The organism is Acinetobacter seifertii, from assembly GCF_000368065.1.
Taxonomy (GTDB): domain Bacteria; phylum Pseudomonadota; class Gammaproteobacteria; order Pseudomonadales; family Moraxellaceae; genus Acinetobacter; species Acinetobacter seifertii.
This window is the reverse complement of record NZ_KB851199.1, coordinates 138,389-155,201: the sequence shown is the minus strand read 5'-3', so window position 1 is coordinate 155,201 and position 16,813 is coordinate 138,389. Positions and strand designations below refer to the sequence as shown.

The window sequence follows — 16,813 nt, the reverse complement described above, 5'->3', positions numbered from 1 at the left end:
AAATATATCTCCTGTATTGTTTCTAATGCTCATGCCATGAGATATGGCTGGTCTTGATTAAGGTTATTGTATGAAACCCGTTATTGCGCTCATTGGTCGTCCGAATGTCGGAAAATCAACGTTATTTAACCAGATTACCAAGAGTCGTGATGCACTTGTAGCCGACTTCGCGGGTCTGACTCGTGACCGTAAATATGGTGATGCGACTTATCAAAATAAGTCTTTCATTGTTGTTGATACTGGGGGTATCGGTGAAAGTGAAGGCGGTATCGATAACTACATGGCCGAGCAGTCAAAAACAGCCATCAACGAAGCAAATATTATTATTTTTGTAGTTGATGCGCGTGCCGGTTTGTTAGCTTCTGATGAGCAAATTGCTCGTGAACTTCGTACTTTAGGTAAGAAAATTTATCTTGTTGCGAACAAGGTAGATGGTGTTCATGCTGAAGCTGCTTTAGTTGAGTTTTATAAACTTGGTATGGGTGAACCATTACAAGTTGCAGCGAGCCATGGTCGTGGCGTACAGCAAATGCTTGAAGATGTACTTGCAGAAGTTCCAGAAGATGAAAACCCAGATGAACATGACAAAGACACTGGCTTACGTTTAGCCATTATTGGTCGTCCAAACGTAGGTAAATCAACGCTGGTAAACCGTTTACTTGGTGAAGACCGTGTAGTCGCATTTGACCAACCGGGTACAACTCGTGATTCTATTTATATTCCGTTTGAGCGTGAAGGCCGTAAATACACCTTAATTGATACAGCGGGTGTGCGTCGTAAAGGTAAAGTTGATGAAATGATTGAGAAGTTCTCAATTGTTAAAACTTTACAGGCAATGAAAGATGCACACGTTGTCGTAGTTGTGGTCGATGCACGTGAAGGTATTGTTGAGCAAGACTTACATTTAATTGGCTATGCGCTTGAAGCTGGTCGTGCCATGGTAATCGCCATTAACAAATGGGATAACATGAGCGAGTACGACCGTAAACAATGTAAGCTTGATGTTGAACGTCGTTTTGACTTTATCCCTTGGGCAAAAATTCATTTAATTTCTGCACTGCATGGAACAGGGGTAGGTGATTTATATCCTTCTATCCATCGTGCCTATGAGTCTGCGAACTTAAAAGTATCACCAGCAAAATTAACTCAAATTTTGAGTGATGCAACAGAAGCTCACCAACCACCAATGATTAGTGGAAAACGTATTAAAATGCGTTATGCGCACATGGGCGGACAAAACCCACCGACTATTGTGATTCATGGTAACAAGGTTGATAAAACACCTGCGGACTACCGCCGTTACTTAGAGAACGTGTTCCGTAAAGTATATAAACTTGAAGGTACGCCAGTTCGTATTGACTTTAAAACTTCTGAAAACCCGTTTGAAGGTCGTAAGAGTCAGGTTGATGAGCGTACAGCTGCGCGTCGTCGTCGTTATATTCAGAAATTCAAGAAAGCGGAAAAGAAATTTAACCGTTAATTTGTATGAATGTAAAAAAGCCCAAAGTATTCTTTGGGCTTTTTATTATATGGTTTAATAAGTTATTGTTGCTTTTATATTAGCTTTACTCCCAGATAGAATGGATTTAAAAATGATTGAGAGAAATATTGAAGTCTATACAGGAAAGCTAGATACATTTTTAAAACAACAACAAAAAGACTTTCCCGACTTTCGTACATTTAATGATTATAAAAAGCAGCAAATAAAGCACATTAAAAATAAGTTATTAGCTCAAAAGTTAAGTGTAAACCCAAAAGATTTGCAATTTGCAAAACATGAATATGGCAAACCTTATTTATTGGATCATACTTTGCATTTTAACCATTCGCATAGTCAGCAATATTATGCTTTGGCATTAAGTGAACGTGTTAAAGATATTGGTATAGATGTTGAAGAACTGGATCGTAAAGTACGTTTAGATTGTCTGGCACAACATGCTTTTCACGCTGATGAATATGTAACATGGCAAAATCTAGAACAAGATAGAGAGTTTTGGTTTAAGGTCTGGACCACTAAAGAAGCTGTTTTAAAAGCTTCAGGTCTTGGTATACGTTTGGATTTAAATACTTTAAATACTCAAGCGCATCCTACCAATCATGGTGGATTATGTTCGCATGAACTTATTGGAACGTTTGCTTATCAAAACTTTATCTTAGGTAACATGATTTTAACGGTCGCATGGCGTTCCGAGCAGTCTTGCCGTGGGTTTCAGTTTCCTTCTATTCAGCTTCATTCGCTTGATGGCTAACAAACGAAACAGTAGATATAAAAAAACCGCGAATTACGCGGTTTTTTTGTTTAGAGCAAGCTATAAATTAAGCTTGACCTTCAACAGCAGCAGCTTGAGCACGTTCCATATTTGCTTCGAACTCTGCATCAAAATTGATAGGAGTAAGAAGTAATTGAGGGAAGCTACCTTTAGTGACTAGGTCATTTACAGCTTCACGTAAGAACGGGAATAAAATGTTCGGGCAGTATGCACCCAAAATGTAAGGTAAGCGATCTTCTTCGATGTTATCGATTAAGAAAATACCAGATTGAGTTACATCTACGATGAACGCTGTTTCATTGTCATTATTGGCTTCAACCACAACTTTTAAAGATACTTCAAAGTGAGTTGGGTCAATCTTTTCTGCAGCAGAAGAAAGATTGATGTTAAGTTCAGGTTGCCATTGTTTAGTAAAAACTTGTGCCCCTGGAACCTCAAAAGAAATATCTTTTGTATAAATACGCTCTAAAGCTAATTGTGGTTGAACTTGTTGTTCTTCGCTCATTGTTTTTTCCTTAATATGGATGCGAGGTTAAGCCAATAATTCGTCGAGTTTACCTTCACGCTCTAAAGCATAAAGTTGGTCAAAACCACCGATAAACTGATCATTAATAAAAATTTGTGGAACAGTACGGTGATTGGTACGTTGCATTAATTCAACACGTACTTCTGGTGCTTCAACAGAAAGATTTACTTCTTTGTAAGCAACACCTTTACGCTCAAGTAATTGTTTCGCGCGAACGCAATATGGGCATACAGAAGTTGAGTAAACAATGACATTTGCTGCCATGACAATTCTCCTTAAGCTTTTGGTTTGCTTTTAACGAGAGGTAAGCCTTGAGCTTTCCAGTTACTGATACCACCATCGAGGCGATAGCTGTCATGGTGAGCGACTTTTTGTAAAGCACTACCAGCAACTTGCCCTAGGTTGCAAATAAATACCAATGGACGGTCACTTGCTTTTAATTCATCAGCATGACTTGCAATTTGGCTATAAGGAATATTGCGACTACCACTAATGTGACCTTCGCGGAAGTCTTTGCTATCGCGTAAGTCAATTAAAATAGCATTCTTCGCTTTCACTAAAATACCAAGCGACTGTGGAGAAATTTTACGACCGTTACGTTGACCTTCAAAAATGAAGAACAATACGATCAAGACTCCGAGTGTACCAAACAAAATGGGGTGATTCCCCATAAACTCTAACCAGCGTTCCACAAGTCACCTAAAAAAATTAAAAACAAAATTGACCTAGAGTATAGCGTATATAGATGGTGATCAAAATCACCACTTCAAGGGCAAAAGGGGTAGAAAATTAGTTTTTTTGCTGCGCTTCTTGAATCTCATCGATTAAACGTAAGAAGCTGTCTAAGCGTCGTGGCAAAATTTCACCCGCTTCAACGGCCTGCTTTAAGCCACAGTTCTTTTCATGAGTATGCGTGCAATTACGGAACTGACACGAACCTAAATGCGCTTCAATTTCAGGAAAACCCATACGAATTTTTTCTAAATCGAGATGCCAAAGCCCAAACTCACGAATTCCTGGCGAATCAATTAAGGCACCATTTTTACCAAAGTTGATTAAGCGCGTAGAAGTCGTGGTGTGTTGGCCAAGTGCAGAGTTTTCAGAAATGATATTGGTTTTCTGCTCAGCATCTGGAATAAGCACATTAATAAGCGAGCTTTTACCAACACCTGACTGACCAACAAAGGCAACGGTTTCACCATCAAGTCGTTGAGATAATGTTGAAATATCACCTTTAGAATGACAAATCATGCTTTCATAACCTAAATCTTCATACTCTTTGAGCATGTCGAGAATCGGATCGTTTTCAGTGAGTAAATCTGATTTATTCAGCACTAAAAGAGCAGGAATATTTGCATCTGCACATGCCACTAAGTAGCGGTCAATCAAAGTAGGTGCTGGTTCTGGAAGTGGAGCAAAAACAATAACGATTAAACTGATATTGGCTGCCACAGGTTTTACTTTGTGATAGCGATCTGGACGAGTAAGCAATGAAGTACGTGGGTGAATGGCTGTAATAATGCCTAAACCCGTATTTGGGTCTGCCTGCCATTTAACACGATCACCAGTTACAAGTAACTCAAGATTAGTTCGAGTATGGCAACGCCATACGCTTTTGAGCTCAATTGGTTTCCAGAATGGTTCTGGTTCGCCTTCGGCAACTTGAGGTTTTTCTGGGTGATGCTCGGGTACAGAAAGTGCCTGTACTTCAAGTTGACGGCCATAGTGCTGTACAACCAGCCCATCTAGATCTTGTGAAGTATCGACTTCTTCTTGGCGAGTTTTATGCTGTTTTTCAATACGACGTTGCTGTTGCTCAGTTAAACGACGCTTACGAATTAGAGCCATTCATATCCCAAAAAAACCATTGTTTGAAGACCGCAAAAATAGCACGAAGCTGGTATGGAATTACAGCGCAGAAGCAAGAAATTTGCTACTATTGATGTTTTTACGGCATTTTAGAACGTACATACATGAGCAGTACTTTAAATACACGATTAATTTGGATTGATCTGGAAATGACCGGTTTAGATACCGACAACGACCAGATTATTGAAATCGCAACAATTATTACAGATGATCATTTAAATGTACTTGCCGAAGGTCCGGTTTTGGCTATTCATCAACCTGATCGTATTTTAAATGCAATGGATGAGTGGAACACTCGCCAGCATGGCCAGTCAGGTTTAATTGAACGAGTTCGTCGTAGTAAGTTGACGGCCCGTGATGCTGAGTTACAGACTTTAGAATTCCTAAAAAAATGGGTCAATCCAAAAATTTCACCAATGTGTGGTAACTCGATTTGTCAGGATCGCCGTTTCTTACATCGTTTAATGCCTGAGCTTGAGCAGTATTTCCACTATCGTAATCTTGATGTATCTACGATCAAAGAACTCTCAAAACGCTGGCGCCCTGAAATTATGAGCGGTCTGAAAAAGAATGCATCGCATTTGGCAATGGATGATATTCGTGACTCAATTTCTGAACTTAAATATTACCGTGAATACTTTTTCATTATGAATACTGATGGTAAAGATTAATGACGTTGTTCAAGTAAAAATGAAAAGGGGGCAGTAGCCTCCTTTTTTGTTGCTGCTAGGACCTTGTTACAATAATGCCAATGGCTAATTTGGCTTTCATATTCATTTTGCTTAAAATGATGTTTTAAGTTTATTTATTATAAAAAGAGAGCATTTATGCAAAGTAATAACCCGATACTGACTCGCGTTGAAACGGTCAGTGACTATAGTCAACCGATGACCGTGCAAGGTGCGATTCAAAAATCTGTGATGTTGACCATCATTGCTGCCGCAGTGGGTGTCGCTTTATTTTTCTATGCAGCCTTTACTGCAAATGTTGGTATTGCTTATGCAGCTTCAATTGTGGGTGCAATTGGTGGCTTGGTTTTAGCTTTAATTACAACGTTTAAACCAACAACTGCGCCAACATTGGCAATTCCGTATGCCTTATTTGAAGGGGCGTTTCTAGGTGGTATTTCGTTTACTTTCCAGTTGAAATATCCTGGCGTTCCTCTTCAAGCTTTATTGGCAACCTTCGTAACCACTTTAGTGATGTTTGGCTTATATAAGTTTCAAATTATACGCGCTACTGAAAAGTTCAAATCAGTTGTGATCTCTGCATCTTTAGCGATCTTTATTGTATTTATCGTGCAGATGGTGATGCGCTTAGCGTTTGGCTCAAGCGTTCCTTATATTTTTGAAAGTAACTGGTTAGGAATTGGTTTTGCTGCATTCGTTGCAGTTATTGCTTCACTTAACCTAATTTTAGATTTTGATTTAATTGAAACTAACGCAGCATATCGTGCTCCAAAATTCATGGAATGGTTGTGTGGTATTGCGTTGCTTGCAACTTTAGTCTGGATGTATATCTCGTTCTTACGTCTACTTGGCTTATTGTCTGATGACTAAAATTTAGATCATAAAAAGTCGCTCCGCTATAGGGGCGATTTTTTTTCGTGCGATTTTTGAAAAAAGATGCATTATGCAATTTCGAAAACTGATGAATATTGGCATTATGCTGAAAATTGTTTTGAGTGAGATCGGCATGACACAAGGACTTTTAGCAGGTAAGCGCTTTTTGATTGCAGGCGTTGCTAGTAAATTATCAATTGCTTTTGGTATTGCCCAAGCATTACACCGTGAAGGTGCTGAGCTTGCATTTACTTATCCGAACGAAAAATTAAAAAAACGTGTAGATGAGTTTGCTGAGCAATTCGGTTCTAAGCTTGTGTTTCCATGTGATGTTGCAGTTGATGCTGAAATTGATAATGCATTTGCGGAACTTGCAAAACATTGGGATGGCCTAGACGGTGTTGTGCACTCAATTGGCTTTGCACCTGCACACACACTTGACGGTGACTTCACTGACGTGACTGACCGTGACGGTTTTAAAATTGCTCATGACATTAGCGCATACAGCTTTGTTGCAATGGCACGTGCTGCAAAACCTTTATTACAAGCTCGCCAAGGTTGTTTATTAACTTTGACTTACCAAGGTTCTGAGCGCGTTATGCCTAACTACAATGTAATGGGTATGGCGAAAGCATCTTTAGAAGCTGGTGTTCGTTACTTGGCATCAAGCTTAGGTGTTGATGGTATCCGTGTAAACGCGATTTCTGCAGGTCCAATCCGTACTTTAGCTGCTTCTGGTATTAAATCTTTCCGTAAAATGTTAGATGCTAACGAAAAAGTTGCACCATTAAAGCGTAACGTAACGATTGAAGAAGTAGGTAATGCCGCGTTATTCCTATGCTCACCTTGGGCTTCAGGTATTACTGGTGAAATTCTATATGTAGATGGTGGTTTCAATACTGTAGGTATGAGCCAATCTATGATGGATGATGAATAAGTTTTAAAATTTATTCAGACATAAAAAAGCCGTAGTTGAATGACTACGGCTTTTTTAGTGGGCGCAAGTTATTGCGGCAACTCTTTTACAGGCGAACCACCTAACGCCTGCATAAGGGTAACATAAGCGTTGTATTGGCTTTGCTTGGTTTCAACAAGACTCAAGCGCGCAGTGCGTGTAGTTTGCTGAGCATCGAGAAGTGTTTTCAATGCAACAGCACCATAACGATAACGCACTTCAGTTAAACGTTCGGTTTTTTCTGCAAGTTCAACATTACGTGCTTGAAACTCTACTTGTTTGTCGAGTTCAGTACGACTTGATAACGCATTTTCTACATCAGCAAAAGCTTGATAAAGCGTTTGGCGATATTGAATAATCGCTTTTTCATAGTCTAGGTCGCTAATCGCAATATTTTTTTTCATATCGTTATATTGCAAAAACGGTAAGCTTAAACTCGCCCCAAGTGTGAGGGCAGGGTTACGTAATAACTCCGTTAACGACGTGCTACTTGAACCTAAACTACTGGTTAAGCTAATTGATGGATAGTAGCTTGCTTTTGTTGCATCTTTGGTTGCTAGAGTTTCTCGTAAGCGAAGCTCGGCTGCTTGCAAGTCTGGACGACGTGACAAAATATCCGCTGGTAAACCAGCACCAATAGCAGGGAGTGCAGTGCGCGGTAAACGTTGTGGTTCTTGAATGTTGAGCTGTTGTACAGGTTGATGCAATAACACTGCAATGGCTGTACGGGTTTCAACAAGCTGTTGTTCAATTTGACTTAAACTTGCTTTCTGGCTTTGAACAGACTGTTCGGCTTGCGTGAGGTCTAAGCCTGAAACTGCGCCAGCTTTATATTGGGTTTGAACCAACTGATAAAGCTTTTGTGAAGTGGCTAAGCTTTGCTGCGCAGTTGCATAACGTTCATTTAAATAGCCGAGTTGCCAGTAGAGTTTCGCTGTAGTAGCAATCAGACTTTGCCCTGTAGACTGCAAATCTTGTTCAGTTGCCAAGGCTTCCCATTTGCTCGCTTCGGTTTGACGAGCAAGCTTGCCAAACAAATCAAGCTCATAGCTTACGCCCGCACTCATTGATAAGCCTTTAGAGCTGTCATCACCTGAATTTAAATCAAAAGTATGACCTGTAGAAACACTTGAACTGGTACGTAAGCCTTGTTGATTTGCAGTTAAATCAGCTTTTAAACGAGCTTGCTTTAAGGTGATTCCTGCAACAGCTAAATCGCTATTACGCTCTAATACGTTGTTTACAAGCTGATTAAGCTGTGCATCGTTAAAAAGCCTCCACCAACGGTCAGAATATTGCTCGACTGATGCTGTTTTTGTTTTAGTTGCATCGTATTGGAAGCTACCCGGAACCTGTACAGACGGCGCTTGGTAAGGTGTTTTCACCATTGCTGCACATCCCACAAGAGAACTGGTGAGGAGAAGTGCTGCGCTAAGTTTAGTCATTGAAAAAGACATGCAATTTTCCTTATTCTCGTGATAGTGCTGCAACAGGATCGAGTTTTGCGGCATTTTTGGCAGGCAAGAAACCGAATACGACGCCAATTAATGTTGAGCAAACAAATGCAGCCACAATCGAAGTCGTCGAATATGCCACTGCGAAATTACCTGCGGCTACTTTGTTAATGAGCTGCCCTAGACCCAGCGAAAGCAATACGCCGAGTACACCACCAATTAAACACACTAAAATTGCTTCGATTAGGAACTGCTGCAAAATATCACTTTGTCGAGCGCCGACAGCCATACGTACCCCAATTTCTTGTGTACGTTCAGTCACCGAAACCAACATAATATTCATTACACCGATACCACCAACTACAAGAGAAATGACAGCAATTGCTGAAACTAGAAGCGTCATAGTACTGGTTGTTTTCTCAATGGTTTGACGGATACTGTCACTGTTCATGGTGAAAATATCTTGAGCGCCATGTCTTTGTGTTAGTAAGTTAACAATCGCATTTTCGGCTGCACTAGTTGAGTATTGATCATTAATACGAACCACAATATTACGGACATTGGCTTGTCCCAACATGCGGCTCATGACTGTGGTATAGGGCATATATACATTGAGTGTGTCATCTGAACCCATACCGCTAGTTTGGGGCTCTACAATCCCGATAATACGAGCCGGTACACTACCGAGTAATACCACTTGCCCAATTGGGTTAGTACCATCACTAAAGAACTGCTTTTGTGTATTGGTATCAATTACAACATCTTGTGAACGGTCACGTACACTACGCTGATCAAAGGTTTGTCCATCTTTAAAAACCAAACCCTTTACATCAAAATAATCGTTGCTCACACCGTTAATAGTCGCGTTTGCTTCATTTTGCTGATAACGCATTGTTTTTGATGTACTAACCATTGGACTGACCGCACTTACATAAGGCTGGGTCATTAATGCATCAGCATCGGCAGGGACCAGAGTTTTAAAACTGGCTGTTTTGGAGTTGTCACCAAAACCTTTACCCTGAAACACTGTAATGGTATTGGTACCGAGACCGCTAATATTTTCTAAAATCTGCTTTTGCGAGCCATTACCCAGTGCGACAACCGTTACCACGGAAGCAATCCCGATAATAATACCTAACATGGTGAGGAAGGTACGCATACGGTGGGCATTCATGGACAGTAAAGCCATTTGGAAAGCTTCAGATAAGCGGTCTAAAGTTGAGCGCCAAGCCGAAATACTTTTACCTTTTTTCTGCTTGTTTTGTAGAGCAGGGGCTGCATCTGGGTCAGATTTAACTTCTTCTGTAGATTGGTCTGGAGCATTAGGACGGTCACTAATAATTTCTCCGTCACTAATTTCAATAATACGCGTTGCATTTTTTGCAACTTGCATATCGTGTGTAACCAAAATAATGGTATGACCAGCGGCATTAAGTTCACGCAAAATTCGCATGACCTCAACACCGCTATGTGAATCGAGCGCACCCGTTGGCTCATCGGCCAAGATCACATCACCACCATTCATGAGGGCACGTGCAATTGAAACACGTTGCTGTTGACCACCCGAAAGCTGGCTTGGTCGGTTTTGAGTTTTTGTGCCCAGACCTAATTCAGTGAGTAGGGCGGTTGCACGCTGTTTACGATCAGAAGGTGTAACACCTGCATAAACAGCTGGGACTTCAACGTTACCTTCGGCAGATAAGTCACCGAGTAAATGATAGCGCTGGAAAATAAAACCAAAATATTCACGGCGTAACTGCGCTAACTGGTCGGGTTCAAGTTTACCTGTTTCTTGGCCATTAACTTTATAGCTACCACTCGTTGGGCGGTCCAGACAGCCTAAAATATTCATGAGTGTTGATTTACCAGAACCGGACTGACCGACAATGGCAACAAGTTCACCTTCATAAATAGTAAGGTCAATGCCTTTTAAAATTTGTATCGTGCTTTCGCCAGCAGGGAATTCCCGGACCAGATTGCTGACTTCAAGCAAAGCTTGTTTTGTCATGCTTACATTCCCATTGGGCCACGGCGGCGATTATTACCACTATTTGCAGAAGCAGCAGAAGTATCTGAACTGTCTGCAATCACAACTTGGTCACCTTGTTTTAATCCGGCAAGTACTTGAGCATTTACACGGTTGTTAATACCTACCAATATTTGAGTCGGTTTAGTTGTTCCATCTGCTTGTAAAATACGCACTACACTAAGCGTTGCCTTACCTTGTTCAACCAGTTGTTTTTGTTCAGCAGTTAAATTTAAGCGTTCTAAACGAGCACCATTACCTGTCTGTTTTCTTTCCGCACTTGGAGTTGAAGCAGCTTTGTCTGTAGCCTGACCAGATTTTTTCTGACCAGAAAATTGTTTATTACTTAAAGCAGAAGATGGAACCAGTAAAGCATTCTTTGCTGAATCTAGTACGATATAAACTTGAGCAGTCATATCAATACGTAATTTGCCATCTGTATTTGGAACGTCAAATAAAGCGTTGTAATAAACGGCTGAACTTGTAGTTGAGCTTGTCGTACTTGTTGTTTCACTAGAAATTGAATCTGGAGCTGGTTCAATCTGACGCAATGTCGCATAGCGTTTAGTTTCATCGCCTAGAGTAGTGAAGTAGACTTGTTGGCCTTTTTCTACTCGCATAATATCGGCTTCACTTACCTGTGCTTTAATCGTCATATTTTGTAGTTTTGCAATTTTAACGATCGTTGGAGCACTTTGATTTGCGTTTACGGTTTGACCTTCTTCAGTCACAATCGCAACAACCGTACCATCAGTTGGTGCAACAATACGTGTATAGCCAATATTTGTTTGTGCTGTTGAACGAGTAACTTTCGCAGACTCAATTTGTGCATCTAATGCTTTAACTTGTGCCTGAGCTGTTTTATAAGCAGCTTCAGCTGATTCTAAGTCGGCACGAGGTGTCGCATCTTGAGCATACATTTGTTGCTGACGACGATACTCAAGTTGTTTTTCATTTAAAGATGCCACTTGTTGAAGTCGCTGAGCTTCTAAGTTTTTAATGTTGGCATCAGATGTTTTTAAACTGTTTTCTTGGGTAGTTGAGTCAATTTGTGCAATCAGTTGGCCCTGTTTTACATGATCACCAAGTTGCACATACATTTTTTTAACCTGACCAGACACCTGAGCACCGACACTAATCAGTTTGGTTGCATCAAGTGTACCTGTGGCAAGTACATTATTTTCAATGTCTCCGCGAGTTACCTCTGCGGTAATATATTGAGGCTGCTGCTGTTTAGGCTTTAAAAATTTCCAAGCTAGCGCAGCAATAACTGCTATACAGACGACAATAATAACGAGTTTAATTGGCTTTATTTTTGGCATGGCAAGAGGTCGAAAAGTCTAAAATTTCACTTAGTATAAAAGTCAAATGAGGATAAAACGTGAATTTTTATGATATTTCAACAAAAGCAGCCGCCCAATTTCTAAGCGCTATTGTATAAATAATGTTTTCCCACACAACTCGGCAATGGCCTGTTGCATTAAATGTTCGGCATTTTCATTCGACATGCCTTTGATCGCTGCATCGATTTGCAAGAGTAGAGTAGACCAGCCTAAAAACTGTTGTGGATTGAGTCTTCTCAAAGCTTGTTGATATAAGCTAACTTTTGTTTTCCAGATTCCTAGTTGCAATGCATTATGCGGTTGTTCAAACAACTGCATCAGTAAACGCATTTCTTTACTTAATGTCCATAAGATCAGGCTTTCAGGTTCACCAGAACCAATTAAATACTGGAAAATCTTAATCGACTGGGCAAGATTACCTTCTAATAAAGCATCACTTAAATCGTAAGTGGTGTAACGAGATTGATCTTGTAGACATGCATATAACTGTTCAATTTGAATCAGCTTTTGGTCAGGGAAAGTATCTCGTACGCGCATTAAGCTATTTTTAGCAGCGAGTAAGTTGTGCTCATGATGCTGCATGAGCCACTGCCAAGCGTCATTGTCGAGTTGAATTTCAAGCTTGTCTGCTTCGGCAGTTAAAATTCTTTGACGGTCTTGCGGGTAGTTGGCAGTTAAAGCAACCACAACGCCGTTTGCTTCAACAACTTGGAAAAAAGCAGACTTTAAACTGCTACTGTCTTGTTTAGGTAAAACAATTAACAGTAAGTTCGTTTCATTGTGCTGGATATAGCTTTTAAGCTGTTTTAGACCATTTGCATCGGGCTTGATATTGCCATGAACTTCAATCGCAAGTTGCTGCGAAAATAAAGACAAGCTGTTCAGTGCATTAAAAACATTTTTCCAGTCACTCACACTACTAATGTCATAGCGCTGTCTTTCAATGTCTTGCTGCTGCCAGCTTTTGCGGAAAGTATCTAATAAGTTTTGTTCAAGTAATGGTTCCTGTCCATGCAGAATCCACGCACCCCGGGCTTCCGGAATGCGTTTAAGAGCTTGTAAATAGTCAAGTTTCATTACTTAAGAACAATTAAATCTTATGGTTGAGCTTTTGGTAAGCGGTTTGCTGAAATTTGACGAGTAATTTGCTGTGCAATGTCATCAATCACAATACGTTGTAAGTAACCTTCTTGCTGGTTCTCAGTGTTAACCGTTGCCAAGTCGTATTGATAACTACGAGATGCAGTTAAAGTACGTGGCTCGGTAATTTTGTTACCTTGACGGTCTTCAATTTGGAAAGTCACAGTCAAGCGTAACAACACTTCTGTAAGCTTACCATTTAGAAGTTGACGACGCGGTGTGTACTCTAAAACATGAAGAACATACGCATCGTTATCATTACTGAACTGAACGCCATTTGCAGCTAAATACACTTTTAATTGTGTTTCTAGGTCATCGGTTTTTGCCGGTAACTCAAGGCTTAACTTTTTATAAACAAGTGGAGTCGCAGTCGGGTTAGTTCCTTTTAAATGGAAACCACACCCGACTAAGCCTGCACTAAGGCCTAAGGTTAAAACAACAGCGGCTAAACGTTTGGCTAAGTGCATGCTTGATCCTCTCATTAATACCTGTAATTAAACCACGAGGTTAACCAATTTGTTTGGAACCACAATTTCTTTTTTGGTTGATCCTGTTAAGAACTGTTGAACTTCTGGTAATGCTTTAGCCTGAGCTAATAAGTCATCTTTAGAAATATCGACAGAAACTTCAAGTTTACCGCGAAGTTTACCATTTACTTGTACAACAATCGTTTGGGTATTACGTGTTAATGCAGAAGCATCAACCTCAGGGAAGATTGCTGCTGTTAAGTCTGTACCAAACTGAGTCAATAAAGTTTGACTTAAATGCGGTGCAAATGGAGCAAGTAACGTTAACAATGTGGTGATTGCTTCACGTTCTACAGCAACATCATTGTCATCTTTTGCTTCAAACTTGTTGCTTGCGTTTAACAATTCCATCAAAGCAGCAATAGCAGTATTGAATGCATGACGACGTTCAATATCATCACTTACTTTTTGAATCGTTTCGTGAGTCTTACGACGTAAATCTTGAGCATCTTTAGACAAGTTTGCTGTATCGATTGCAGTTGCAGCGTTTCCTTTTTCAAGGAAGCTTGCTACCAGACGCCATACACGTTTCAAGAAACGGTTAGCACCTTCAACACCTGCATCAGACCATTCTAAAGATTGATCTGGTGGAGCAGCAAACATCATGAATACACGTGCGGTATCTGCGCCGTATTGGTCAATAATTGCTTGTGGGTCAATACCGTTATTTTTCGACTTAGACATTTTTTCTTGTCCGCCGATAATCACTTCTTGACCGTCACCTGAATATTTTGCAGAAAGAATACGACCTTTTTCATCGCGTTCTAATTCGATGTCAGCAGGGTTGAACCAAGTTTTCTTGCCATTTTCTGCTTCACGATAGAATGTATCTGCAAGCACCATGCCTTGAGTTAACAAGTTAGTAAATGGTTCATTACCTTGTACAACGCCTTCATCACGCATTAATTTGTGGAAGAAACGTGCATAAAGTAAGTGAAGAATCGCGTGTTCAACACCACCAATGTATTGGTTTACAGGAAGCCAGTTTTGAGCTGCTTCAGGTTTCACCATACCGCCAGTGAAGTCTGGAGACGCATAACGTGCATAGTACCAAGATGACTCTACGAATGTATCCAATGTATCTGTTTCACGGCGTGCATCGCCACCACAGCAAGGACATTTCGTTTCATAGAATTCAGGCATTTTATTAAGCGGGTTACCTGAACCATCTGGAACAACGTCAGTTGGTAATACAACTGGAAGTTGGTCTTCTGGAACTGTGACTTGACCACAAGTATCACAGTTAATCATTGGAATTGGACAACCCCAGTAACGTTGACGAGAAACACCCCAGTCACGTAAACGGAATTGAACTTTAGAGTTTGCTAAACCTTGTGGTTCTAATTTCGCAAGGAATGCGTCAAACGCAGCTTGGAATTCTAAACCATCAAACTCGCCAGAGTTAACAAGTTTACCTTCTTTAGAACCGTACCATTCTTGCCACTCAGTTGCAGAGTAGTCTGCATCGTCAGCGCCTTTGGCATCAATCACTTGCTTAATTGGTAAGCTGAACTTATTCGCAAATTCAAAGTCACGTTCGTCATGTGCTGGTACAGCCATCACTGCACCAGAACCATAAGACATTAATACGTAGTTTGCGATCCAGACAGGAAGCTGTTCACCAGTTACAGGGTGTTTTACAAACAAGCCTGTTGCCATGCCTTTTTTCTCGGCTGTTGCCAAGTCAGCTTCTGCAACTGAACCCATGCGGCATTCTTCAATAAATGCAGCCAATTCAGGGTTGTTTTCAGCAGCTTTAAGCGCAAGAGGGTGTTCTGCTGCAACAGCAACATATGTCACGCCCATAAGCGTGTCAGCACGTGTTGTATAAACAGTTAAGCCGTCAGCATAAATTTCGGTATTGGCAGATGGGAAAGTAATTTCCATACCAGTAGAGCGACCAATCCAGTTACGTTGCATGGTCAACACTTGTTGAGGCCAGCCGTCTTGTAAAGTGTCTAGGTCGTCTAATAATTCTTGTGCATAGTCCGTAATACGGAAGTAGTACATTGGAATATCGCGTTTTTCAACCAATGCACCAGAACGCCATCCGCGACCATTTTCAACTTGTTCGTTAGCTAAAACTGTTTGGTCAACCGGGTCCCAGTTTACTGTTGAAAGTTTACGGTAGATTAAGCCTTTTTTATAAAGTTGAACGAACAACCATTGTTCCCAGTGGTAGTACTCTGGTGTACAAGTTGCAAATTCACGGTCCCAATCTACAGATAGACCTAATTTTTTTAATTGGTCACGCATGTAAGCGATGTTTTCAAATGTCCATTTTGCCGGAGCAACTTTATGGGCAATTGCAGCGTTTTCCGCAGGTAAACCAAATGCGTCCCAACCCATTGGTTGTAGCACGGTTTCGCCTTTTAGACGGTAAAAACGGCTAATTACGTCGCCAATTGTATAGTTACGCACATGACCCATGTGCAGTTTGCCACTTGGGTAAGGGAACATTGACAGGATGTAACGATGTTTACCTTCGACAGTGTCGGCAACTTTAAAGACTTTACGATTTTCCCAATCTTGTTGGACTGATGGTTCAATCGTGTTTGCTTGATATTCTGGGTCAATGTGAGAAATAGTCATAGACGTAAGCTATACAACGAAAATTGAAATGAAAGATTGCTGCACAGCATAGCGCAAAATACAGGAAAATGTCAGTTTTTAGATCACGATTTTATCTTTTAATATGAGCTATAAAAATTTCCCAACTCATTCTTCTTTATTTTAAATCATGGAAGAGTGTTGAAAGTATTCACCACTCTTCTTTTACTTAACGTGGTGCTGTAGCAGATGGAGCCGGCGCCGCAGGTGGAGCTGCTGCTACGGTTGTATTTTTTTCCTGTACCGCGTTAGCTGCTGGTACTACTTTATCTGTTTTATCTTGAGTTTGTTGTTCTGGTGTTGGTGTCGAATTCTTTACAGGTGGCTGGGTGCCATAAGTCGAAACTGTGTTCAAATGTTTCGCGCCTTTAGGCGGTGGTGTCGTGGTGTAGTGTGTCGAGCCACTTTTATCTACCCATTTGTAATATTGCTCTGCCTGACTCTGACTTGAGCAAACTAAAATCGCTGTTGCGACTGCTGTATATAAGCTTGTTTTTAAATAAGATAGGTTCATATTAGATGTTCCCCAAA

16 protein-coding genes are annotated in these 16,813 nt (G+C 40.7%); 5 read left to right on the top strand and 11 right to left on the bottom strand.

Translation table 11 applies throughout. The features are described from left to right. Positions 1 to 70 precede the first annotated feature (70 nt). Positions 71 to 1,480 (top strand): ribosome biogenesis GTPase Der, encoded by a 1,410-nt coding sequence (gene der, locus F985_RS05680; protein ID WP_004698756.1) that lies wholly within the window; start codon positions 71 to 73, stop codon positions 1,478 to 1,480. A gap of 112 nt (positions 1,481 to 1,592) precedes the next feature. Continuing rightward, positions 1,593 to 2,249, top strand: coding sequence for a 4'-phosphopantetheinyl transferase family protein (locus tag F985_RS05675; protein WP_004698754.1), 657 nt, complete (start codon positions 1,593 to 1,595; stop codon positions 2,247 to 2,249). A gap of 67 nt (positions 2,250 to 2,316) precedes the next feature. On the opposite strand, the gene secB is transcribed toward F985_RS05675, so the two are convergent. The 4 genes from secB to rsgA form a co-directional block, all read right to left on the bottom strand. Next, positions 2,317 to 2,775 carry a protein-export chaperone SecB gene (secB, locus tag F985_RS05670; RefSeq protein ID WP_004698753.1) on the bottom strand — a complete coding sequence of 153 codons (459 nt, stop codon included), beginning with the start codon at positions 2,773 to 2,775 and terminating at the stop codon, positions 2,317 to 2,319. A 27-nt stretch (positions 2,776 to 2,802) separates the two neighbouring features. After that, entirely contained in the window at positions 2,803 to 3,060 is a 258-nt protein-coding gene (grxC, locus tag F985_RS05665; RefSeq protein ID WP_002114715.1) for a glutaredoxin 3, read from the bottom strand. 11 nt (positions 3,061 to 3,071) lie between these two features. Then, on the bottom strand, positions 3,072 to 3,488 hold the full coding sequence (locus tag F985_RS05660) for a rhodanese-like domain-containing protein (RefSeq protein ID WP_004698745.1): 417 nt from the start codon (positions 3,486 to 3,488) through the stop codon (positions 3,072 to 3,074). A 97-nt stretch (positions 3,489 to 3,585) separates the two neighbouring features. Continuing rightward, complete coding sequence (rsgA, locus tag F985_RS05655) at positions 3,586 to 4,644, bottom strand: ribosome small subunit-dependent GTPase A (RefSeq protein WP_004698743.1); 1,059 nt, start codon at positions 4,642 to 4,644, stop codon at positions 3,586 to 3,588. 125 nt (positions 4,645 to 4,769) lie between these two features. On the opposite strand from rsgA, the gene orn reads away from it, so the two are divergent. From orn to F985_RS05640, 3 genes are all read left to right on the top strand, one after another. Continuing rightward, complete coding sequence (orn, locus tag F985_RS05650) at positions 4,770 to 5,336, top strand: oligoribonuclease (protein ID WP_004698740.1); 567 nt, start codon at positions 4,770 to 4,772, stop codon at positions 5,334 to 5,336. A gap of 156 nt (positions 5,337 to 5,492) precedes the next feature. Then, positions 5,493 to 6,224 (top strand): Bax inhibitor-1/YccA family protein, encoded by a 732-nt coding sequence (locus F985_RS05645; protein ID WP_004698738.1) that lies wholly within the window; start codon positions 5,493 to 5,495, stop codon positions 6,222 to 6,224. Positions 6,225 to 6,360: 136 nt separating this feature from the next. Next, complete coding sequence (locus F985_RS05640) at positions 6,361 to 7,164, top strand: enoyl-ACP reductase FabI (protein WP_004698737.1); 804 nt, start codon at positions 6,361 to 6,363, stop codon at positions 7,162 to 7,164. Between the two features lie 68 nt (positions 7,165 to 7,232). On the opposite strand, the gene F985_RS05635 is transcribed toward F985_RS05640, so the two are convergent. From F985_RS05635 to F985_RS05605, 7 genes are all read right to left on the bottom strand, one after another. Next, positions 7,233 to 8,627 (bottom strand): efflux transporter outer membrane subunit, encoded by a 1,395-nt coding sequence (locus F985_RS05635; RefSeq protein WP_081401244.1) that lies wholly within the window; start codon positions 8,625 to 8,627, stop codon positions 7,233 to 7,235. A gap of 22 nt (positions 8,628 to 8,649) precedes the next feature. Further along, positions 8,650 to 10,644, bottom strand: a complete 1,995-nt coding sequence (locus tag F985_RS05630) for a MacB family efflux pump subunit (protein ID WP_004698732.1) — start codon at positions 10,642 to 10,644, stop codon at positions 8,650 to 8,652. A 2-nt stretch (positions 10,645 to 10,646) separates the two neighbouring features. Next, positions 10,647 to 11,984, bottom strand: a complete 1,338-nt coding sequence (locus F985_RS05625; RefSeq protein ID WP_004698731.1) for a MacA family efflux pump subunit — start codon at positions 11,982 to 11,984, stop codon at positions 10,647 to 10,649. A gap of 108 nt (positions 11,985 to 12,092) precedes the next feature. After that, on the bottom strand, positions 12,093 to 13,082 hold the full coding sequence (gene holA, locus F985_RS05620) for a DNA polymerase III subunit delta (protein ID WP_004698728.1): 990 nt from the start codon (positions 13,080 to 13,082) through the stop codon (positions 12,093 to 12,095). A 20-nt stretch (positions 13,083 to 13,102) separates the two neighbouring features. Further along, positions 13,103 to 13,612, bottom strand: a complete 510-nt coding sequence (locus F985_RS05615; protein ID WP_004698727.1) for an LPS-assembly lipoprotein LptE — start codon at positions 13,610 to 13,612, stop codon at positions 13,103 to 13,105. Positions 13,613 to 13,639: 27 nt separating this feature from the next. After that, on the bottom strand, positions 13,640 to 16,264 hold the full coding sequence (gene leuS / locus F985_RS05610) for a leucine--tRNA ligase (protein WP_004698724.1): 2,625 nt from the start codon (positions 16,262 to 16,264) through the stop codon (positions 13,640 to 13,642). Positions 16,265 to 16,451: 187 nt separating this feature from the next. Next, entirely contained in the window at positions 16,452 to 16,796 is a 345-nt protein-coding gene (locus F985_RS05605) for a DUF4124 domain-containing protein (RefSeq protein WP_004698723.1), read from the bottom strand. Between the last annotated feature and the right edge of the window lie 17 nt (positions 16,797 to 16,813).